Annotated in this window: 17 protein-coding genes and 1 tRNA gene; 3 read left to right on the forward strand and 15 right to left on the reverse strand. The window is 67.4% G+C overall.

Translation table 11 applies throughout. The features are described 5' to 3' along the window. Positions 1-35 precede the first annotated feature (35 nt). Positions 36-1,370: an amidase gene (locus tag ACFFU4_RS00355; protein WP_377065884.1), complete on the forward strand. Its 1,335-nt coding sequence runs from the start codon at positions 36-38 to the stop codon at positions 1,368-1,370. 174 nt (positions 1,371-1,544) lie between these two features. Here ACFFU4_RS00355 and ACFFU4_RS00360 read toward each other — a convergent pair whose 3' ends face one another. The 4 genes from ACFFU4_RS00360 to ACFFU4_RS00375 form a co-directional block, all read right to left on the reverse strand. Then, the gene (locus ACFFU4_RS00360) at positions 1,545-2,483 is read right to left on the reverse strand and encodes a glutaminase (RefSeq protein WP_377065886.1); all 939 of its coding nucleotides are present in this window, start codon (positions 2,481-2,483) and stop codon (positions 1,545-1,547) included. Next, positions 2,484-3,122 (reverse strand): imidazole glycerol phosphate synthase subunit HisH, encoded by a 639-nt coding sequence (gene hisH, locus ACFFU4_RS00365; RefSeq protein WP_377065888.1) that lies wholly within the window; start codon positions 3,120-3,122, stop codon positions 2,484-2,486. A 3-nt stretch (positions 3,123-3,125) separates the two neighbouring features. Then, positions 3,126-3,713 carry an imidazoleglycerol-phosphate dehydratase HisB gene (hisB, locus tag ACFFU4_RS00370; protein WP_377065890.1) on the reverse strand — a complete coding sequence of 196 codons (588 nt, stop codon included), beginning with the start codon at positions 3,711-3,713 and terminating at the stop codon, positions 3,126-3,128. A gap of 120 nt (positions 3,714-3,833) precedes the next feature. After that, positions 3,834-3,908, reverse strand: a tRNA-Gly gene (locus ACFFU4_RS00375). Positions 3,909-4,061: 153 nt separating this feature from the next. Between ACFFU4_RS00375 and ACFFU4_RS00380 the strand changes: the two genes are divergently transcribed. Next, the gene (locus ACFFU4_RS00380) at positions 4,062-5,591 is read left to right on the forward strand and encodes a Na/Pi cotransporter family protein (protein WP_377065892.1); all 1,530 of its coding nucleotides are present in this window, start codon (positions 4,062-4,064) and stop codon (positions 5,589-5,591) included. Positions 5,592-5,647: 56 nt separating this feature from the next. Here ACFFU4_RS00380 and ACFFU4_RS00385 read toward each other — a convergent pair whose 3' ends face one another. The 11 genes from ACFFU4_RS00385 to ACFFU4_RS00435 all read right to left on the reverse strand — a co-directional run bounded on the left by ACFFU4_RS00385 (position 5,648) and on the right by ACFFU4_RS00435 (position 17,198). Beyond that, on the reverse strand, positions 5,648-7,219 hold the full coding sequence (locus tag ACFFU4_RS00385; RefSeq protein ID WP_377065894.1) for a GMC family oxidoreductase: 1,572 nt from the start codon (positions 7,217-7,219) through the stop codon (positions 5,648-5,650). Between the two features lie 29 nt (positions 7,220-7,248). Next, entirely contained in the window at positions 7,249-7,773 is a 525-nt protein-coding gene (locus ACFFU4_RS00390) for a Twin-arginine translocation pathway signal (protein ID WP_377065896.1), read from the reverse strand. 57 nt (positions 7,774-7,830) lie between these two features. After that, positions 7,831-8,226: a VOC family protein gene (locus tag ACFFU4_RS00395; RefSeq protein ID WP_377065898.1), complete on the reverse strand. Its 396-nt coding sequence runs from the start codon at positions 8,224-8,226 to the stop codon at positions 7,831-7,833. A gap of 180 nt (positions 8,227-8,406) precedes the next feature. After that, on the reverse strand, positions 8,407-9,423 hold the full coding sequence (locus tag ACFFU4_RS00400) for a TauD/TfdA dioxygenase family protein (RefSeq protein WP_377065900.1): 1,017 nt from the start codon (positions 9,421-9,423) through the stop codon (positions 8,407-8,409). 98 nt (positions 9,424-9,521) lie between these two features. After that, complete coding sequence (locus tag ACFFU4_RS00405) at positions 9,522-9,815, reverse strand: ribbon-helix-helix domain-containing protein (RefSeq protein ID WP_377065902.1); 294 nt, start codon at positions 9,813-9,815, stop codon at positions 9,522-9,524. A 227-nt stretch (positions 9,816-10,042) separates the two neighbouring features. Beyond that, complete coding sequence (locus tag ACFFU4_RS00410; RefSeq protein WP_377065904.1) at positions 10,043-10,432, reverse strand: MAPEG family protein; 390 nt, start codon at positions 10,430-10,432, stop codon at positions 10,043-10,045. 15 nt (positions 10,433-10,447) lie between these two features. Next, positions 10,448-11,248, reverse strand: a complete 801-nt coding sequence (locus ACFFU4_RS00415) for a phosphodiesterase (protein WP_377065906.1) — start codon at positions 11,246-11,248, stop codon at positions 10,448-10,450. Positions 11,249-11,422: 174 nt separating this feature from the next. Beyond that, complete coding sequence (locus ACFFU4_RS00420) at positions 11,423-14,860, reverse strand: pyruvate carboxylase (RefSeq protein WP_377065908.1); 3,438 nt, start codon at positions 14,858-14,860, stop codon at positions 11,423-11,425. 185 nt (positions 14,861-15,045) lie between these two features. Beyond that, positions 15,046-15,540 carry a helix-hairpin-helix domain-containing protein gene (locus ACFFU4_RS00425; RefSeq protein ID WP_377065910.1) on the reverse strand — a complete coding sequence of 165 codons (495 nt, stop codon included), beginning with the start codon at positions 15,538-15,540 and terminating at the stop codon, positions 15,046-15,048. Between the two features lie 149 nt (positions 15,541-15,689). Next, on the reverse strand, positions 15,690-15,953 hold the full coding sequence (locus ACFFU4_RS00430) for a hypothetical protein (protein ID WP_377065912.1): 264 nt from the start codon (positions 15,951-15,953) through the stop codon (positions 15,690-15,692). Between the two features lie 87 nt (positions 15,954-16,040). Further along, on the reverse strand, positions 16,041-17,198 hold the full coding sequence (locus ACFFU4_RS00435) for an alpha-hydroxy acid oxidase (RefSeq protein ID WP_377065914.1): 1,158 nt from the start codon (positions 17,196-17,198) through the stop codon (positions 16,041-16,043). 108 nt (positions 17,199-17,306) lie between these two features. On the opposite strand from ACFFU4_RS00435, the gene ACFFU4_RS00440 reads away from it, so the two are divergent. Then, positions 17,307-19,643 (forward strand): ATP-dependent helicase, encoded by a 2,337-nt coding sequence (locus tag ACFFU4_RS00440; protein ID WP_377065916.1) that lies wholly within the window; start codon positions 17,307-17,309, stop codon positions 19,641-19,643. Positions 19,644-19,674 lie beyond the last annotated feature (31 nt).

Below are 19,674 nucleotides of genomic sequence, written 5' to 3' on the forward strand. Positions count from 1 at the left end.
AGCACTGGATTTGATAAGCAGGAGGGAGCGGGGCGATGCGGGACTGGCTGAGGATGAGCGCGGGCGATCTGGGGCGCGCGATCGGTCGGGGAGAGATCGACCCCGAGGCGCTGACCGACGCCTATCTCGCGGCGATCGCCGCGCATCCCCTGCGCGACCGTATCTACAGCGTGGTGACCGCGGAGCGTGCCCGCGCCGAGGCGGCGGCGGCGGCGGCGCGGGCGCGCGCCGGCCAGCGGCGCGGCCCGCTCGACGGCGTGCCGGTGAGCTGGAAGGACCTCTTCGACAGCGCGGGCGTGGCGACCGAGGCGGGGTCGGCGCTGCTCAAGGGCCGGGTGCCGGGGCGCGACGCCGAGGTGCTGCGCAACGCGACGGCGGCGGGGCTGGTGTGCCTCGGCAAGACGCATATGAGCGAATTGGCGTTCTCCGGTCTGGGCCTCAACCCGGTGACCGCGACGCCGCCCTGTGTGAACGATGCGGATGCCGTGCCCGGCGGCTCCTCCTCCGGCGCGGCGGCGAGCGTGGCCTTTGGCCTCGCGGCCTGCGGGATCGGGTCGGATACCGGCGGCTCGGTGCGCATCCCCTCGGCGTGGAACGATCTGGTGGGGTTCAAGACCACGGCGGGCCGCGTGTCCCTGCAAGGCGTCGTGCCGCTCTGCCTGCGATTCGACACGGTCGGGCCGCTGGCGCGCTCGGTCGCGGATGCCGCGCTGATGCTGGCCGCGCTCGAGGGCGGAAGACCGGCGGATCTGCGCGGCGCATCGCTGGCGGGGATGCGCTTTGCCGCGTTGCAGACGGTGGTGATGGACGACCTGCGGTCAGAGCCGGCAGCGGGCTATGCGATGGCCTGCGCCCGGCTGCGCGAGGCGGGCGCGGTGATCGAGGAGATCGACGCCCCCGAGGTCGCCGACGCGATGCCGCTCTCGCCCGCGCTGTTTTCCGGCGAGGCTTACGGGCTCTGGCGCGACGTGATCGAGGCCGACCCTGACAAGATGTTTGCCCCCATCCGCGAGCGGTTCAGGGGCGGCAAGACCATTTCGGCGGCGGATTACGTGGCGGGCTGGCAGACGCTCGACGGGCTGCGCGCGGCGTGGAATGCCCGTGTGGCGGGCTATGACGCGGTGCTGATGCCCACCGCCCCCAACTTGCCCCCGGATCATGCCCGGCTGATGGAGGATGAGCACTACTACGTGACCGAGAACCTGCTGACGCTGCGCAACACGCGGGTGGGTAACCTGCTGGGGCTGTCCGCGGTGACGCTGCCCACCGGGGTGCCGGGCTGCGGCCTGATGCTGTGCGGCAAGCCGTTTCAGGAGGAGCGGCTGCTGAGGGTGGCCATGGCGGCGGAGGCGGCGCTTGGCGCGTCGTGAGCGGTCGGTGGTGGTGGGGGATGGGGTGGTTTTGGCCTGGAGGGGACATTGGCGCGGCGGCCTTCGGCCTTGATTCCGCGCCGGGATCAGGGAGGCGAACGGCCGCAACAGGCCCTTCACGTCGATGCCCCCCTTCACGCGACCCGTCGCATGATGATCCCGGCGCCGCGCCGCTCACCCGCCCTTCCCCTCCGGCCCGAACACCGACCAGCCGGTGCGCGCCGCAAGCCGCTCCATCGCCTCTGTCCCCAGCCTTGAATTGCCGTAGTGATTGAGCCCCGGCGACCACACCGCCACCGACGCCACCCCCGGCACGACCGACAGGATCCCGCCGCCCACCCCGCTCTTGCCCGGAAGGCCCACGCGAAAGGCATAATCCCCCGACCCGTCGTAATGCCCGCAGGTCATCATCAGCGCATTGATGCGGCGGGTGCGGGCCTTTGACACGAGACGCGGCGCGCCCGCACCGCCCACCAGAAAGCGCCCGGCATCGGCGAGTTGCGCGCAACTCATCTCGACCGCGCATTGGTGGAAATAGGTGCCCAGCGTCATCTCGGGCGGGTTGCGCAGGTTGCCATGCGAGCGCAGGTAATGCGCGAGCGCGACATTGCGGTGGCCGGTCGCCGTCTCCGACGCGGCGACGCGGTCGTTGATATGGATGGCCTCGTCCCCCGCCGCCGCCCGGATGAACCGCAACAGCGCGCCAAGCGCCTCGCGCGGGGTGGCGCCTTCGAGCACGGCGTCGGTGGTGACGATGGCGCCCGCGTTGATGAACGGGTTGCGCGGGCGGCCCTTTTCCAGCTCCAGCAGCAGCATCGAATCGAACGCCTGCCCCGACGGCTCGCGCCCGACGCGGGACCAGAGCCGGTCGCCGAGGCGTCCGAGTGCCAGCGCCAGCATGAAGAGCTTGGACACCGACTGGATCGAGAACGGCACGCCCGCATCTCCCGCCGTCAGGGTCGGCTGGCCGGGCCGGGCGACGGCGATGGCAAACTGGCCCGGGTCGATACAGGCCAGTTCGGGGATGTAATCGGCCACCTTGCCGCGCTCGGTTGCGTCGCGCGCCTCGGCAGTGATCTCGTCGAGGATGGCCTGCAACGGGTCGGCGGCCATTCAGGGGGCCCAGGTCAGGAAATTGGCGATCAGGCGCAGCCCGGTGGTCTGGCTCTTCTCGGGATGGAACTGCGTGCCGACGATGGTGTCGCGCCCGACAACGGCGGTCACGGGCGCGCCATACTCGGCATGCGCCAGCAGATGCGCCGGATCATCCACCCGAAAATGATAGGAATGCACGAAATAGGCGTGATCGCCGGTCTCGATGCCGTCGAAGATGGCGTGCGGCCGGTCGATCACCAGATCGTTCCAGCCCATATGCGGTACCTTGAGCGCGGGGTCAGAGGGCGCGATATGCTCGACCGTGCCGCCGATCCAGTCAAAGCCGGGCGTTTCCTCGTATTCCATCCCGCGCGTCGCCAGCATCTGCATCCCGATGCAGATGCCCATGAACGGGCGACCGCCCCCGATCACCGCCTCCTCGATGGCCTCAAAGACGCCGCGATGATCGTAAAGTTCGGTACGGCAGGCCGGAAACGCCCCGTCGCCCGGCAGCACGATGCGGTCCGCACGCCGGATCACCTCGGGGTCGGAGGTGACGCTCACCTCACCCGCGCCGGTCTCGCGCGCCATGCGCTGAAACGCCTTTTCCGCCGAGTGCAGGTTGCCGCTCTCGTAATCGACGATGACGGTGGTCATGATTTACAAGCTGCCCTTGGTCGACGGGATCGCGTCGGATTTGCGCGCATCGCTTTCCAGCGCCTCGCGCAAGGCGCGCGCCACCGCCTTGAATGCCGCCTCGGCCATGTGGTGGCTGTTGATGCCGTGCAGCGCATCGACGTGCAGCGTGATGCCGCCATGGGTGCTGAACGCCTGAAAGAATTCGCGCACCAGCTCCGTGTCGAACGTGCCGATCTTGTCCGTGGGCAGGTCCATGTCCCACACCAGATAGGGTCGCCCCGACAGATCGAGTGCGGCACGCACCAGCGCGTCATCCATCGGCAACATGCACGCGCCATAGCGGCGGATGCCGCGCTTGTCGCCGATGGCGTGGCTGAGGGCCTGACCGAGCGCGATGCCCACATCCTCGACCGTGTGGTGATCGTCGATATGCCGGTCGCCCTCGCAGGATACCGTCATGTCGATCAGCGAGTGCCGCGCCAACTGATCGAGCATGTGATCGAAGAAACCGACGCCGGTGCGGTTGTCATAGCGTCCGGTGCCGTCGAGCGCGATCTCGACGGTGATATCGGTCTCGGCGGTCTTTCGGGTGATCCGGGCGTTGCGCATGGGGCCTCCGCTGTTGCGTGGAGGCTCTATACTGCGGCGCGCGCCCGCGCGAAAGGGCCAAGCGACCGCGCCCGTGCAGGCGGCACGCCCCGTATTCCCGATATCCGTGATGTGAGAAAATGGAGCGGGCGAAGAGATTCGAACTCTCGACCCTTACCTTGGCAAGGTAATGCTCTACCCCTGAGCTACGCCCGCGTCCTTGGGTGAGCCGGGAGATACAAAGCCTCGGCGGGGGCTGCAAGAGGAAAATTGCCGGGGCGGGGCAGAAAATTCGAAACGCGCCCGCCGCGCGCGCAGCTTGTCAATCATCCCGCCCCGGCGCAGTCTGGCGCGGGGCAGGGGGCCGGGATGCTGAACGATATCGTGACCGGGCTTGGCGGGGTCGGGCTTTTCCTGCTGGGCATGGAAATCATGACCGATGCGTTGCGCCAGGTGGCGGGACGCGGGCTGCGGCAGGCGCTGGGGCGGCTGACGGCCTCGCCCTTGCGCGGCGCGGCGGCGGGGGCGGTGGCCACGGCGGTGATCCAGTCCTCCACCGCCGTGTCGCTCATTACCATCGGCGCGGTGGGGGCGGGTATCCTGGGCTTCGGCGCGTCGCTGGGCGTGCTCTACGGGGCTAATATCGGCACCACGATGACCGGCTGGATCGTCATGGTGCTGGGGCTGAAGCTCAAGCTGGGGACGCTGGCGCTGCCGCTGCTGTTTCTGGCCGCGATGCTGATCCTGCTGGGGCGGGACCGCGTGGCGCGGGCGGGGCGCGGGCTGGCCGGGTTCTGCCTGCTGTTCATCGGGCTGGACATGATGCAGGCGGCGACCGGCGGGCTCGGCGCGTGGCTGTCGCCGGAGGTGCTGCCGGGGGATGGCTGGGGCGGGCGGCTGTTGCTGGTGCTGATCGGGGCGGCGATCGTGGCGCTGATCCAGTCGTCCTCGACGGCGCTGGCGCTGGTGCTGGTGCTGCTGGGCGCGGGGGCGCTGGGATTTGCACAGGCGGCGGCGCTGGTGATCGGCTTCAACATGGGCACGACGGCGACCGGGCTGCTGGCCTCGCTGGGCGGCGGGCGCGCGATGCGGATGACGGCGCTGGCGAACCTCTTGTTCAACATCGGCACGGCGGCCATGGCATTTCCGCTGCTCGACCTGGTCACGCCGCTGCTGCACGGCGCGTGGCCGGGCGGCGACGATCAGACCGCGCTGGTGCTGTTTCACACCGGCTTCAACCTCGTTGGCGCGGCGGTGTTCCTGCCGCTGACGGAGCACTTTGCCGCGCTGGTGGCGCGGCTGGTGCCCGAGCGCCCGGTGCCGCTGGCCAAGGGGCTGGACCGGCGGCTGCTGGCCGACGAGGGCGCGGCGCTCGATGCCGCGCAGGCGGTGGCCGACCGGCTGCGGCACAAGCTGTTCGCGGCGCTGGCGCAGGCGCTGGGGCCCGAGGGAGACCTGCGGGCGCTGTCCTCGGTCACGGTGCAGGGGCGCGAGGCGGTGGCCGCGCTCGGCACGTTCCTGTCGCAGGTGCGCATCGCGCCGGACCGCAGCCATGAGGCGGCGCGCCACGCCGCGCTCTTGCACCAGATCGACCATTTCCAGCGGCTGCTGGAGCGCTGTGAACAGCGCGACCGCCTCGCCGCCCTGCGGCAGGAGACGCGGCTGGCCCGCGAGGTGGCGGCGGTCGCCGCCGCCCTGCGTCAGGACCGGGTGCGCCCGCGGCTGGCGGGCCTGATCGAGCGCCGCAGCCGCCGCTATCGCCGCGGTGTGCTGCTGCAGGAGCATGCCGGACTTGTGGCGGTGACCGAGGTGTTCGAGCGCACCGATGCCCTGCGCTGGCTGGTGCGCGTGACGGACCACGCCGCGCGGCTGTCACAGCACGCCCGCGAGGGGCGCTGACGGCTCCCCCGGCGCTCTCGGGGAGAAAAGGAAGGCGCCGGGGGAGGGCGGCCCCCTCAGAGGTTGCCGCGCGACAGCTCACCGGCGATGTGATCGGCCTGCCGGATGGCGAGCGCCACGATGGTGAGCGTCGGGTTCTCCGCCGCGCCGGTGGTGAATTGCGACCCGTCCGAGACGAACAGGTTGGGCACGTCGTGGGTCTGGCCCCACTTGTTCACCACCCCGTCGCGCGGGTTTTCCGACATGCGGTTGGTCCCGAGGTTATGCGTCGACGGGTAGGGCGGCGTCGGCATCGTGCGGGTTGCCCCGACCGCGTCGTAGATCGCCGCGCCGCGCTCGTAGGCGTGGGTGCGCATCGCGATGTCGTTGGGGTGGTCGGTGTAATGCACATTCGCCACCGGCAGGCCGTGCTGGTCCTTGACCTCGTGGTTGAGGGTGACACGGTTGGTCTCCTGCGGCATGTCCTCGCCGACGATCCACATCCCCGCCATGTTCTCATACGAATCGAGCGCGGTGGTGAATTCGCGGCCCCACGCGCCGGGATCGAGAAACGCCGCCATGAAGGGCAGGCCGAGCGATAGGGTTTCCAGCTCATAGCCGCCGACAAACCCGCGCGCGGGATCGTGCCGTGCCTCGTCCTGGACGATGCCCGCCATGGTCGTGCCGCGCCACATCTTCACCGGCTTGTCGAAGATGCCGTAGACCGAGCCGGTCAGGTGGCGCATGTAGTTGCGCCCGACCTGCCCCGAGGAGTTGGCAAGCCCGTCGGGGAACATCGACGACGCGGAATTCAGCAGCAGGCGGGGCGATTCAAACGAGTTGCCGGCGACGCAGACCGCGCGCGCCTTTTGCATCTGCAGATTGCCATCGGCGTCGAAATACTCGACGCCGGTGGCGCGGCCCTGATCGTCGTGCAGGATGCGCGCCACATGCGCCTTTTCGCGCACTTCGAGATTGCCCGTCGCCTCGCCGCGCGGAATATCCGTGTAGGCCGCCGACCATTTCGCGCCCCATTTGCAGCCCTGAAAGCAGAACCCGGTCTGCTGGCAGGCCATGCGCCCGTCATATTCCTCGGAATTGATCGCCATGCGGCCGGTATGGACCTGCTCGTAGCCCAGCTTTTTCGCCCCGGCCTCGAACACCTTGTAATTGTTGCAGCCGGGCAGTCCGGGCATGTCGTTGGTGCGGGTCACGCCCAGCTTCTTCTCGGCCTTGTCGTACCACGGGGCCATTTCCGCGCCGTCGATGGGCCAGTCCGCGAGGTTGGCGCCCTGCACCGGGCCATAGTTGGTCGCGGCCTTCCACTCATGGTCCTGAAACCGCAGCGACGCGCCCGCCCAATGGGTCGTGGTGCCGCCCACGGCCTTGACGATCCAGGCAGGCAGCCCGGAAAAATCGCGCGCCACGCGCCAGTCGCCGGAGGTGGTGCGCGGGTCGAGCCAGGCCAGTTGGCCAAAGCTTTCCCACTCGTCGTTGACGTAATCCTCGGGCAGGTAGCGCCCGCCCGCTTCCAGCGCCACCACGGACACGCCGCGTTGCGCCAACTCGTTCGACAGCACGCCGCCGCCCGCGCCGGTGCCGATGACGACGATCACGTTGTCGTCGTTCAGATCAAAAGGTGCAGCCATAGTTGGGTTCCTCCTCAGTTGGCCATGGCTCAGAGCCAGTTGATGTCGTCGAAGCCGCGGTTGATGTAACCGCCCTTGGAATAGGACTCGCCCTCATAGCCAAACAGCGGCCAGACCGCCTTTTGGTTATAAAGGCCGGTCACCAGCCCGCCGCGCACCTGCTGAAAGAACGCGCTGTCCTCCATCCCGCGCAGGATTTGGGCGCGGTCGCGCTCCCACCCGATGCTCAGGTAATCGGCATGGCCCTTGCCCTGCGCCGCCGCGTTCAGCCCGGCAATCCCGGCCTCGACGTCTTCGGCGGCCTCGGGCGTGTCATAGCCCTTGACGGCGACGGCGTAATACTCGTCGGCCAGATGATCATGCGGGTAGATGTCGCGCGCCATCTGAATGAGCGTCGCCATGGTCCCGGGCTTGAGCGCCGTGGTCTCCAGCGCCCAGGCCGCATCGTGGCTTGCCACGAAACTGCTGCCGACGACGAAACTTGCGCCCGCCGCCATGGACCGCGCGAGCAAGTCGCGCCGTGAGAGCCCCTCGCGGGGTTTGGTATCGGTCATTGGTTCTCCTCCCATGAAATGAAACGGGCGCGGCCCTCCCCGGCAGCGCCCGTGTTGTCATTTGAAGCGCCCGCCGCGCTGCAACACCTCGATCTCGTAGCCGTCCGGGTCGGCCACGAAAAAGAACTTGCCCACCAGTTTGCCATCGGGCGCGAATTCGACGATCTTGCGGGGGGTCAGGCCCTCGGCCTCGAACCGCGCGTGCTCGGCCTCCAGATCCTCGACCAGAACGGCCAGATGGCCATAGCCGTCGCCCAGGTCATAGGGCTCGGTGCGGCCCTTGTTGACGGTGAGTTCCACCTCGAAGGGGCTTTCATCGTTGGACATGTAGACAAGGGTGAATTTTTCGAAATCCAGCCGGTCGGCTACGTCGAGCCCGAACGCGCGTTTGTAGAAATCAACCGACCGCGCCTCGTCGAGAACGCGGATCATGCTGTGAATGGCTTTGGCCATCATGCCCTCCGGATCGTTGCAGTTGGTCCGGAAAGGTTACCAGCGCAGGGAGGGGGCGGGTAGTAAGGGGTTACTACAGGGGGGGGCTCGGGATGGTTTTTGGGGCTATGCCTGCCCTTTGCCACCCACCCCGCGCGGCTCACCCCAACGACCGCTTCAGGCCATATCTGCCCCTCCCCCTCAGTTCCGCATCGGGATCCCGTCCTCCCAGCGAAAGCCGATGCCGCCGCCCTGCCACACACCGCGGCCGAACGGGTTGGCCCCGTCGATATTGACATGCTGCGGCAGTCCGAATCCGGGGGCGAGGGGCTGCGTGCCGCGCGTGGTGCTGCGATGCATGATGCGCAGGCCCTGCTGTTCCACCGGCATATGCGCCTCGGGTGCGGCGCGATGCGCGACGGCGAGGTTGTCGATGAACACGCAATCGTTCCGCCGGTACTCGAACGCGGTGGCATAGCCGTGCTCCAGCCCGGCATTGAGGATGTCGTTATAGGTATGGCAAACGCGGCTCATCTCATCCGCGTCGAGCAGCCGAAACCCCTCGCCTTCGGGCAGCCTCTCGATGATCGCGCCGGTCATGCCGAGATGCAGCCAGATGCATTTGCGGCCCGAGAGCGGATGCCTGTGCACCATCGGATGCACCACGCCCGAGGCGGAATTGACCGACGACAGGCGCGCCCAACGCTCCCGCGTCTCCTCGGGCAGTGCGTCATGCGCGGCACCCTGATGCGCGAAATGCGTGCCGCCGCCGCGCTCGGGCGGGCGGATGATGTGATAGCCGGAATGCGAAAAGGTGGCGGGGATGAAGCTGCCATCGTTGTGCCATTGCGGGCCGACATCGGGGATGCCGTGACGGCGGTCATTGGACAGGCGAAAGATGTGCGGATTGCCATCCGGCGTGGCGGGGTGGACGCCGTGGGTGCTGTGCAACTCGCGCCCGCCCCACCAGCAGCTTGCGCGCAGAAACGCCTCGTGCCCGATCTCGGCCTCGTTGCGGAACACCAGAAAGCCGCGCTCCGCCATCTCCATCTCCAGCGCATCCAGCACCGCGCGCGGCGGAGCGGTCCCGGCGGCAAGGTCGATGCCCCTGACCTCCGCGCCGATCGGCTCCAGCGCGGCAATGCGGCCGCCGAACGCTTCGATCGTGGCGGTGCGGGACGGGTCGAGCGGGGGACGTTTCGCGTGATCGGTGGTCAATAGGCACCTCCTTTGTCTGCTCATGACATAGGAGACGGCCCACCGTCCTTAAAGGGATCGCCCGCGGCAGTGGCGGCGGCGGGCCTTCCGCGCGTCCCTCACTCCGCCGCGATCTGCCCGGTGCGGGCCTCGGGCGGGGTTTCGCGGTGCACGAGGCAGGTGCAGCGCAGCAGCGAGGTGAAATTCGCCGGCTCGCCGTGCAGCTCCAGCACCTCGGCGTGCAGCCTGGACACGAAGGCGGGGGTGCTCAGCCCTTCGCCCCCGGCGATCTCGTCGAGGATCTCCCAGAAGGATTTTTCCAGCCGGATGCTCGTGCTCTGGCCGTTCAGGCGCATCCGGCGGGTTTCCAGCGTGTAGCGGTCCGGGTCCTGCCCGGCAAAGAGTTGGCACATGTCTTGGTCCTCCCTCGTCCGGCAGGCGGCCCCCCGCGCGCCGGACCTCAGTACCTGATAGCATCATGGCCGATTTTTTCCACGCGGGGAAGCCTGCCGCGCGCTCAGCCCCGGTGCCGCCGCGTCTGGCAGACCGGACCGGGCGTCGGCACCCGCACGGCAAGGGTGAGAAAAGACGCCCGGACGCCCGGGTCCGCGAGCAGGTCGGGCAAGACGGCCCCTTCCGGTCAGGTCAGCGCGTGGCCGAGGCAGGCCAGCGCGGCGATGGCGATCATGGCGAAGGTGAGGATCATGCCCGCCCGACGCAACAGCATGATCTGCGGCGCGCGCCCCAGCCCGATGGCATGTATCACCCGCCCCGCGAGCAGCATGAGCCCCAGCAGGTGCACCACCCAGAGCGGCGCGCCCTGCAATTCCGCAAGCGCCAGCAGGATCAGCCCCATCGGCGCATATTCGGCAAAGTTGCCGTGGACGCGGATGCGCTTGGCGAGCGTCTTGTCGCCGCCATCGCCAAGCGTCACCCGCGCGGTGAAGCGTGAGGTGATGACGCGGATGCTGAGGATCACGAACAGCAGGCCCAGAAGGCCCGCATAGAGCGGTGTAACGGTGAGCGACATGGGTGGCCCTTTATTTCAGGTGTAGATTTGCGCCCCGGTGGGGGGCAGGGTGAAATCCTCGCTGTGCACGATCACGCCCTCGTCGGTCAGCAACAGCAGGCCATAGGCCCCGGGCTCGGGCGTGGACAGGCTGGGATCCTGGTAGCCCAGCGCCATCGGCATCTGGTGACAGGGGCTCTTGAGGATCGCCACCGGGATACCGCCCGCCGACCCCTGGATCGTGCGGTGGATGTGGCCCGAGACGATTTGCGCGACGTTTCCCGCCGTGCCGAGCCGCGCGACGAGGTCGTCGCGGTTCTTCAGCCCGATCCAGTCCATCCCCTTGAAACCGGTCGCGATCGGCGGATGGTGGCTAAAGACGATCACCCGCCGGTCGCCCGCCCCGGCGAGCGCCGCGTCGAGCCAGTCGAGCCGCGCCCCGCAGAGCCAGCCGGAATGCGTGTCCTCGGCCTCTTCGTTCAGCGTATCGAGGCAGATCAGGCGATAGTCCCCGATATCGGCAAGGTGCTGGATATGGCCGCTCTCCATCCGCTCGGCATCGGGAAACGCCCCGAGAAACGGCGCGCGGCGGTCGTGGTTGCCCAGCATCAGCGAGACCGGCAGCGGGCAGGTATCGAGCGCTGTGCGCAGGCGGGCATATTCCGGCGGCGCGGCGTTGTGCGTGAGGTCGCCGCACAGCACCACGCGCGCGGCGTCGGGATGATTGTCGAGCGCATGGGCAAGCCCCTGCATGAAGCGCGCGAACGGGTCGAGCCCGATGATCGTCTCGCCCTCGGGGACGAGGTGGATATCGGTGAAGACGATGATTTTCTGCATGGGCTTGCCTTCGAGGGGGGGCGGTCTGAAGAATGGCCGAATTCGCGCGGATGCAAAAGCCCCTGGGTTGACCGCCATGCACCCGTCATCCTCCGGCCTGACCGGAGGATCTGCCGACGGCGAGACCCCCGGATCGCGCCCTGGGGTGACGGTGCATGCCGGGTGACCGGCGTCCTACTCGAACTCCACCAGCAAATCCTTGGCGTCGATCTGCCCGCCGGGCTGGACATGGACGGCCCGAACCACCGCGTCACGCTCGGCGTGGATGCCGGTCTCCATCTTCATCGCTTCGATGGTCAGCAGCATGTCGCCCTCCTTGACGCTCGCGCCCACCTGAGCGGCGACGCTCGCCACCACGCCGGGCATCGGTGCGCCGACATGGTTGGGGTTGCCATGCTCGGCCTTGGGGCGCGCGGCGGTGGTCGATTTCACCAGCCGGTTGGGCACCCGGATCACCCGGGGCTGACCGTTCAGCTCGAAGAACACCTTGACGTCGCCTTCCTCGTTGGTCTCGCCCACGGCCTGCAGGCGGATTTCGAGGATCTTGCCCGGATCGATCTCGACGCTGATCTCCTCGCCCGGCTCCATCCCGTAGAAGAAGCAGCGCGTCGGCAGGGTCCGTACCGGCCCGTATTGCCGGTGACGCCCCATGTAATCGAGAAACACCTTGGGATACATCAGGTAGCCGTTGAGATCCTCGCTGTCGATCGACGTGCCTTCCAGTTGCTCGACCAGGTCCTTGCGCGTGGCCTCCAGATCGACGGGGTCGAGATGCTTGCCCGGACGCTCGGTATTGGGCTTCTCGTCCTTCAGAACCTTCTTCACGATGCCCTCGGGAAAGCCACCCGGCGGCTGGCCGAGATTGCCGCGCATCATGTCGATGACCGAATCGGGAAACGCCACGTCGGTCCCGGGGTTCTCCACATCGGCGCGCGTCAGGCCCTGGCTGACCATCATCAGCGCCATGTCGCCCACCACCTTGGAGGACGGCGTGACCTTGACGATATCGCCGAACATCTGGTTCACATCGGCATAGGTGCGGGCCACCTCGGGCCACTTTTCCTCAAGCCCGAGGCTGCGCGCCTGCGCCTTGAGGTTGGTGAACTGCCCGCCGGGCATCTCGTGCAGATAGACCTCCGACGCAGGGGCCTGAAGGCCGCTCTCGAACGCCACGTATTGCGCGCGCACCTGCTCCCAGTAATTCGACATCTCGCGAATGCGTTCGATGTTCAGCCCGGTGTCGCGCGGCGTGTTGCGCAACGCCTCGACGATCGAGCCGAGGCAGGGCTGCGAGGTGCCGCCCGAAAACGCATCCATCGCCGCGTCCACCGCATCGACCCCCGCCTCTGCGGCGGCGAGGATGGTGGCCCCGGCAATGCCCGACGTGTCATGCGTGTGGAAATGGACGGGGATGTCCAGCTCGTCCTTCAGCGCCTTGACCAGAACGCTGGCCGAGGCCGGCTTCAGCAGCCCCGCCATATCCTTGAGGCCCAGCACATGCGCGCCCGCATCCTGCAATTCGCGGGCCATGCCGACATAGTACTTCAGGTCATACTTGGCGCGCTCCGGGTCGAGGATATCGCCGGTGTAACAGATCGTGCCTTCGCAGATCTTGCCGGCCTCGTTCACCGCATCCATCGCGACGCGCATGTTCGGGGTCCAGTTGAGGCTGTCGAACACGCGGAACACATCGACGCCGGTCTCGGCGGCCTGCCGCACGAATTCCTGCACCACATTGTCGGGATAGTTGGTATAGCCCACGCCGTTGGAGGCGCGCAGCAGCATCTGCGTCAGCAGGTTCGGCATTTTGGCGCGCAGATCGCGCAGGCGCTGCCACGGGCATTCCTGCAAGAACCGGTAGGCCACGTCGAACGTCGCCCCGCCCCAGCATTCGACACTGAAGAGATCGGGCAGGTTGGCGGCATAGGCGGGGGCCGCGCGCACCATGTCGATGGACCGCATCCGCGTGGCCAGCAGGGATTGGTGCCCGTCGCGCATGGTGGTGTCGGTCAGCAGCAGCCGGTCCTGCGCCAGCATCCAGTCGGCGACAGCCTTGGCGCCCTTGTCCTCCAGCAGCGTGCGGGTGCCCGGCGCGGGTTCGCCCTGCAGCGCGGGCGGGCGCGGCAGCTTGACGTCCGCCGGTTTCGCGCGGCCCGTCGTCTCGGGATGCCCGTTCACCGTGATATCGGCGATATAGGTCAGCACCTTGGTGCCCCGGTCGCGCCGCTTGGAGAACTTGAACAGCTCCGGCGTCGTGTCGATGAACTTGGTGGTGTATTCGTTGTTGAGGAAGGTCGGGTGCTTCAGCAGGTTCTCGACAAAGGCGATATTGGTGCTCACGCCGCGAATGCGGAACTCGCGCAGCGCGCGGTCCATCCGGGCGATGGCGGCCTCGGGGGTGGGGGCCCAGGCTGTGACCTTGGTCAGCAGGCTGTCATAGTAGCGGGTGATCACGCCGCCCGAATAGGCGGTGCCGCCATCGAGGCGGATGCCCATGCCGGTGGCGCTGCGATAAGCGGTGATACGGCCGTAATCGGGGATGAAATTGTTGAGCGGATCCTCGGTGGTGATCCGGGTCTGGAGCGCGTGGCCATTGAGCGTGATGTCGTATTGCGACGCCTTGCCGGTGGCCTCGGTCAGGGTCTTGCCCTCGGCGATCTTGATCTGCGCCTGCACGATGTCGATGCCGGTGACCTCTTCGGTCACGGTATGCTCGACCTGAACGCGCGGGTTGACCTCGATGAAGTAAAAGGCGCCGGTGTCCATATCCATCAGGAACTCGACCGTGCCGGCGCATTCGTAATCGACATGCTTGCAGATGCGATGGCCAAGCTGGCAGATTTCCTCGCGCTGCGCCTCGCTCAGATAGGGGGCGGGGGCGCGCTCCACCACCTTCTGATTGCGCCGCTGCACCGAGCAGTCGCGCTCGTAAAGGTGATACATGTTGCCATGCTTGTCGCCGAGGATCTGCACCTCGACATGGCGTGCGCGCAGGATCATCTTTTCCAGATAGCCCTCGCCGTTGCCGAATGCGGCCTCGGCCTCGCGCCGCCCCTCCAGCACCTTTTCCTCCAGCTCATCGGCGCCGCCTATCGGCCGCATGCCGCGCCCGCCGCCGCCCCAGGACGCCTTGAGCATCAGCGGATAGCCGACCGCCTCGGCCTCCTTGCGGATCGCCGCCATGTCCTCGCCCAGCACCTCGGTTGCCGGGATGACCGGCACGCCCGCCTCGACGGCGACGCGCCGCGCGCTCGCCTTGTCGCCAAGCGCGCGCATGGTCTCGGCCTTCGGACCGATAAAGGTGATGCCCGCGGCAACACAGGCATCGACGAAATCGGGGTTTTCCGACAGCAGGCCGTAACCGGGATGGATCGCGTCGGCCCCGCAGTCGCGGGCCACGCGGATGATCTCCTCGATCGAGAGATAGGCGGCGACCGGCCCCATCCCCTCGCCGATGCGATACGCCTCATCGGCCTTGAACCGGTGCAGGCTCAGCTTGTCCTCGTCGGCAAAGACCGCGACGGTGCGCTTGCCAAGCTCGTTGGCGGCGCGCATGATGCGAATGGCGATCTCGCCCCGGTTGGCGATCAGGATTTTGCGGAATTCGGCCATTGACGCTCTCTCCCCCGATGGTCTTTGATCCTTGCCGCGCCGCAGCGCTGGCGTCTTGTAGGATTTGTGAACGTCCTGCGCAATCTTGCATTGCCGCGATCCGCCGGGTGGGGGATTTTCCTGACCGGGCGGGTGGGGTGCCCTACCCGGACAGGGGGATGCCGCGCGGGGGCGGGGGCGGCCGCCTATTTCTTTTTTTTCTTCGACCCGGATTTGGTCTTGCCGGTCTTCTTGTCCGCGCTCGCGGCGGATTTGCCGGATTTCTTCTTTGTCGTCTTGTCGGCCTTCTTGTCCGGTTTGGTCTTGGCGGCTCCGGCCTTTTTCTTGCCGTCTTTTTTCGCGGCCTTCTTTTTGCCGGCCTTTTTCTTGTCAGTCTTTTTCTTGCCGGTCTTTTTCTTGCCGGCCGTCGTTGCATTGGCCGGCTTGGCCGGGGTCTGATTTACGGGGTCTGCCGGTGGCTCGGCGGGCGCGGTTGGCGCGGCGGTCTGTGGCGGGGCAGCCTGGCTCAACGCCCGCGCCGCGTCGATGAAGCCTTGCGCGCGGCCCGGCGAGATGCCGCGCACCTGCGCGAGCGTTGCCGGGGCGGCCTGTGCGAGAGCGTCCGGCGTGGCGATGCCAAGAGCGGCGAGGGCGCGCGCGAGGGCGGGGCCGATGCCGCGGATATCTGTCAGTGAAGACACGGCGATCTCCTGTCCGTGATAAGAGCGAAAGACGGCGGGCGTGCGGTTGCAGCCCGCCGCGGGCGCGGCTGTTCAGGCCGCCTTCCTGAGCGCCTTTCGCGCCGATTTCAGCTTGGTTTTCTGACGGGCCACCTTGGCGGTGCGCCGCTTCACTTCTTTTTTGAGCTCTTTGATTTTCGCTTTCCTGGCCATTCTGCCGGCTCCTTTGCCCTGCTGTCCCGCGCGCCCCCCGGGTCGGGGTCCGCGCCTTGATGCGACAGGGTGAACTCGCGGATAAAGCGCCGGATCTCGCGCGCCGCACTCGTGTCGAGCGCCTCGCACAGGTCGAGAAACGCATCGCGGTCGGCCTTGTTGATACGAATGATCAACTGGCTGTCCTTGCGATCCTTCTTCTTGCGTTCACCGGCCGGCATCCCGCGCCCTCCCTGTCGGCTGGCAGTGTGGCACAACGCATATACTTTGTATATACATTGCAATACATTTCCCGCAAGGCTTTGATCCTAAGCCTGATTGTCCACCCAGTCCGGCACAATCAGGCGGCTGCGCACATCGGGGACGTGCCGCGTGCCAAGCTGACCCATGTTGGCGCGCAGGTCCTCGGCAAGGATATCGGCAAGATGCGCCGGCCCGCGATCCCCAAGCGCGCCGAGCGCATAGTGCCAGGCCCGCCCCATCATCACGAAATCCGCGCCAAGCGCGATGGCGCGCAGGATGTCGAGCCCGCCCTCGACCCCGCCGTCGAGGATCACCGGCAGCGTGGTGGCGGCGCGCACCTCCGGCAACGCCTCGATCGTGGCGGGGGCGGCGTCAAACTGTCGTCCCGCGTGGTTCGATACCCAGACCGCATCCGCCCCCTCGGCCTCGATCCGCCGCGCATCGTCGGCGCGCAGCACACCCTTGACCACCAGCGGCCCGTCCCACGCCTCGCGCAGCCAGCGCAGGTACTCCCAGTCCGGCGAGGTGCGCAGCAAATAGCCCGCATGTTTGTTCGACGGCAGGCCCTTGGTCTGCCCGGCGTAGTCGTCGATCATCCGCATCCGCGGCATCCCCAGCCGCGCCATGCCGCTCGCCCAGGCCGGGCAGCGCGCCACCTGCGCCATCAGCCGCGGCGTGAGCCGCGGCGGCGTCGTCAGCCCCGAGCGCACCTGCCGCTCGCGCCGCGAGCCAACCGGCACATCCACCGTCATCACCAGCACCGAGAACCCGGCGGCGCGTGCACGTTTGAGCATGTCGGCACGAATGTCGGGGTCGCGCGGCGGATAAATCTGGAACCAGCCGCGCCCCGCCAGATGCGGCCCCACATCCTCGGGGCGCGTGGCGGCCACGGTCGAGAGCGTGTAGGGAATACCCGTCGCCGTGGCGGCGCGCGCAAGCATCCGTTCGGCATCGGGCCAGATCAGCCCCGACATGCCCACCGGCGCGATCCCCACCGGCAGCGCGTGATCCTGCCCGAACAGCGTCGTGCCGAGGTCGGGCGTGATCTCGCCATGCAGGATCGAGGGGCTGAGCATCACCCGGTCGAGCATCAACCGGTTGCGCGCCTTGGTGGCCTCTGCCCCGGTGCCGCTGTCGAGATACTCCCAGACGAAACGCGGGATGCGGGTGCGCGCGCGGGCGCGCAGATCGGCGAGGGCGGGGTATCGTGCGTGCAGGCTCATGCACGGCATTTGTCAGGGTTTTCCGGTGCTTGTCCAGCGCGATGACGCGCGCGGAACATATCCCGAACACGGGCTTTATCTCGTGGGGCACGCGCGCTATCAAGGGGCATGAGCACATTCGACGAATCCGACGCCTTCGAGGGCGCGGGCCTCGCCGCCCGCGCCATGGCCGCGCGGCCCGCCTCCTATCTTGACGACCTGAACCCCGAGCAACGCCGCGCGGCTGAGACGCTCGACGGCCCGGTGCTGATGCTCGCGGGCGCGGGCACCGGCAAGACCAAGGCGCTGACCACCCGCATCGTGCATCTGCTCAATACCGGTCGCGCGCACCCCAATGAAATCCTCGCCGTGACCTTCACCAACAAGGCCGCGCGCGAGATGAAGGAGCGCGTCAGCCGCCTGATGGGCGAGCGGGTCGAGGGCATGCCGTGGCTCGGCACCTTCCATTCGATCTGCGTCAAGCTGCTGCGCCGTCACGCCGAACTTGTTGATCTGAAATCGAATTTCACCATCCTCGACACCGATGACCAGTTGCGCCTGCTGAAACAACTCGTGCGGGCCGCCAACATAGACGACAAACGCTGGCCCGCGCGCCAGCTCGCCGGGATCATCGACCAGTGGAAAAACCGCGCCTGGACGCCCGACAACCTGCCCGGCAGCGAGGCGTCGGCCTATGACGGCAAGGGCCCCGCGCTCTACCGGCTCTATCAGGCGCGGCTCAAGGAGCTGAACGCCGTCGATTTCGGCGATCTGCTGCTGCATGTGGTGACGATCTTCCAGAAACACGACGATGTGCTGGCGCAATACCAACGCTGGTTCAAATACATCCTCGTGGACGAATACCAGGACACCAACGTCGCCCAATACCTGTGGCTGCGCCTGCTCGCGGGCGGGCATCGCAACATCTGCTGCGTCGGCGACGACGATCAGTCGATCTATGGCTGGCGCGGCGCCGAGGTGGGCAATATCCTGCGGTTTGAAAAGGATTTTCCCGGTGCCGCCGTGATCCGGCTTGAACAGAATTACCGCTCCACCCCGCATATCCTCGCCGCCGCGTCGGGCGTGATCGCGGGCAACCGCGACCGGCTGGGCAAGGAGCTGTGGACCGAGGCAGAGGCGGGCGAAAAACTCCGCCTGATCGGCCACTGGGACGGCGAGGAAGAGGCCCGCTGGATCGGCGAAGAGGTCGATGCGATGCAGCGTGGCACGCGCGGGATGCGGCCCTTTGGCCTCGATGACATGGCCATCCTCGTGCGCGCCTCGCACCAGATGCGCGCCTTCGAGGACCGGTTCCTGACCATCGGCCTGCCGTACCGCGTGATCGGCGGCCCGCGCTTCTACGAGCGGATGGAAATCCGCGACGCGATGGCCTATTTCCGCCTCGTGGTCTCGCCCGCCGACGATCTCGCGTTCGAGCGGATCGTCAACACCCCCAAGCGCGGCCTCGGCGACAAGGCGCAGCAGACCATCCAGCGCATCGCCCGCGACAATGGTGTTTCGCTGGTCGACGGCGCGGCGCTGGCGGTCGAGCAGGGCGCGATCAAGGGCAAGGGCGCGGCGGCGCTGCGCGACCTGATCCTGGGCCTCGCCCGCTGGGGCCGGATGACCGGCGACGCCGACCTCACCCATATGGAACTCGCCGAGATCATCCTCGACGAGAGCGGCTACACCGCCATGTGGCAGAACGACAAGACGCCCGAGGCCCCGGGCCGTCTCGAAAACCTCAAGGAACTCGTCAAGGCGCTGGAAGGCTTCGAGAACCTGCAAGGTTTTCTCGAACATGTCAGCCTGATCATGGATAACGAGACCGAAGAGGCGGGCGAAAAGATCACCCTGATGACGCTGCACGCCGCCAAGGGGCTGGAATTTCCCGTCATCTTCCTGCCGGGCTGGGAGGACGGGCTCTTCCCCTCGCAACGCTCGATGGATGAGTCGGGCACGCGCGGGCTGGAAGAGGAACGCCGCCTCGCCTATGTCGGCATCACCCGCGCGGAGGAGGTCTGCACCATCTCCTTTGCGGGCAATCGCCGGGTATATGGCCAGTGGCAATCCCAGATGCCCTCGCGCTTCATTGACGAGTTGCCCGAGGTGCATGTCGAGGTGCTGACCCCACCCGGACTCTACGGTGGCAATTACGGCGCGGCCGCAAGCGGCATCGAGACCCGCGCGGCGCAGGCCAATGTCTACAACTCCCCCGGCTGGCGCCGCCTGCAATCGCGCGGCGCCTCGCGCCCCATCAGCCAGCCGACCGAGGCCCGCTCCCCGGTGATCGACGCCCAGGCGCTCAGTTCACACACCGTGGGCGAGCGCGTCTTTCACCAGAAATTCGGCTACGGGGCTATCCTCGGCATCGAGGGCGACAAGCTGGAAATCGAATTCGAAAAGGCCGGCATCAAGAAGGTCGTCGCCCGCTTCATCACCGGTGCCGATGACGTGCCGTTCTGAGGGGTCCGAACGTTCGGAGCATGGATATTTT

Origin of the sequence: Roseovarius ramblicola (assembly GCF_042430665.1) — a bacterium.
GTDB classification, from domain to species: domain Bacteria; phylum Pseudomonadota; class Alphaproteobacteria; order Rhodobacterales; family Rhodobacteraceae; genus Roseovarius; species Roseovarius ramblicola.

Excerpts from the sequence above, each read along its gene's own strand:
- ACFFU4_RS00410 (WP_377065904.1), bottom strand. The coding sequence starts at position 10,432 with ATGTCGCTCACCGTTACACCGCTCTATGCGGGCCTTCTGGGCCTGCTG.
- ACFFU4_RS00390 (WP_377065896.1), bottom strand. The coding sequence starts at position 7,773 with ATGACCGATACCAAACCCCGCGAGGGGCTCTCACGGCGCGACTTGCTC.
- ACFFU4_RS00420 (WP_377065908.1), bottom strand. The coding sequence starts at position 14,860 with ATGGCCGAATTCCGCAAAATCCTGATCGCCAACCGGGGCGAGATCGCC.
- ACFFU4_RS00430 (WP_377065912.1), bottom strand. The coding sequence starts at position 15,953 with ATGCCGGCCGGTGAACGCAAGAAGAAGGATCGCAAGGACAGCCAGTTG.
- hisB (WP_377065890.1), bottom strand. The coding sequence starts at position 3,713 with ATGCGCAACGCCCGGATCACCCGAAAGACCGCCGAGACCGATATCACC.
- ACFFU4_RS00405 (WP_377065902.1), bottom strand. The coding sequence starts at position 9,815 with ATGTGCCAACTCTTTGCCGGGCAGGACCCGGACCGCTACACGCTGGAA.
- ACFFU4_RS00355 (WP_377065884.1), top strand. The coding sequence starts at position 36 with ATGCGGGACTGGCTGAGGATGAGCGCGGGCGATCTGGGGCGCGCGATC.
- ACFFU4_RS00435 (WP_377065914.1), bottom strand. The coding sequence starts at position 17,198 with ATGAGCCTGCACGCACGATACCCCGCCCTCGCCGATCTGCGCGCCCGC.
- ACFFU4_RS00380 (WP_377065892.1), top strand. The coding sequence starts at position 4,062 with ATGCTGAACGATATCGTGACCGGGCTTGGCGGGGTCGGGCTTTTCCTG.
- ACFFU4_RS00395 (WP_377065898.1), bottom strand. The coding sequence starts at position 8,226 with ATGGCCAAAGCCATTCACAGCATGATCCGCGTTCTCGACGAGGCGCGG.
- hisH (WP_377065888.1), bottom strand. The coding sequence starts at position 3,122 with ATGACCACCGTCATCGTCGATTACGAGAGCGGCAACCTGCACTCGGCG.
- ACFFU4_RS00440 (WP_377065916.1), top strand. The coding sequence starts at position 17,307 with ATGAGCACATTCGACGAATCCGACGCCTTCGAGGGCGCGGGCCTCGCC.
- ACFFU4_RS00415 (WP_377065906.1), bottom strand. The coding sequence starts at position 11,248 with ATGCAGAAAATCATCGTCTTCACCGATATCCACCTCGTCCCCGAGGGC.
- ACFFU4_RS00360 (WP_377065886.1), bottom strand. The coding sequence starts at position 2,483 with ATGGCCGCCGACCCGTTGCAGGCCATCCTCGACGAGATCACTGCCGAG.
- ACFFU4_RS00385 (WP_377065894.1), bottom strand. The coding sequence starts at position 7,219 with ATGGCTGCACCTTTTGATCTGAACGACGACAACGTGATCGTCGTCATC.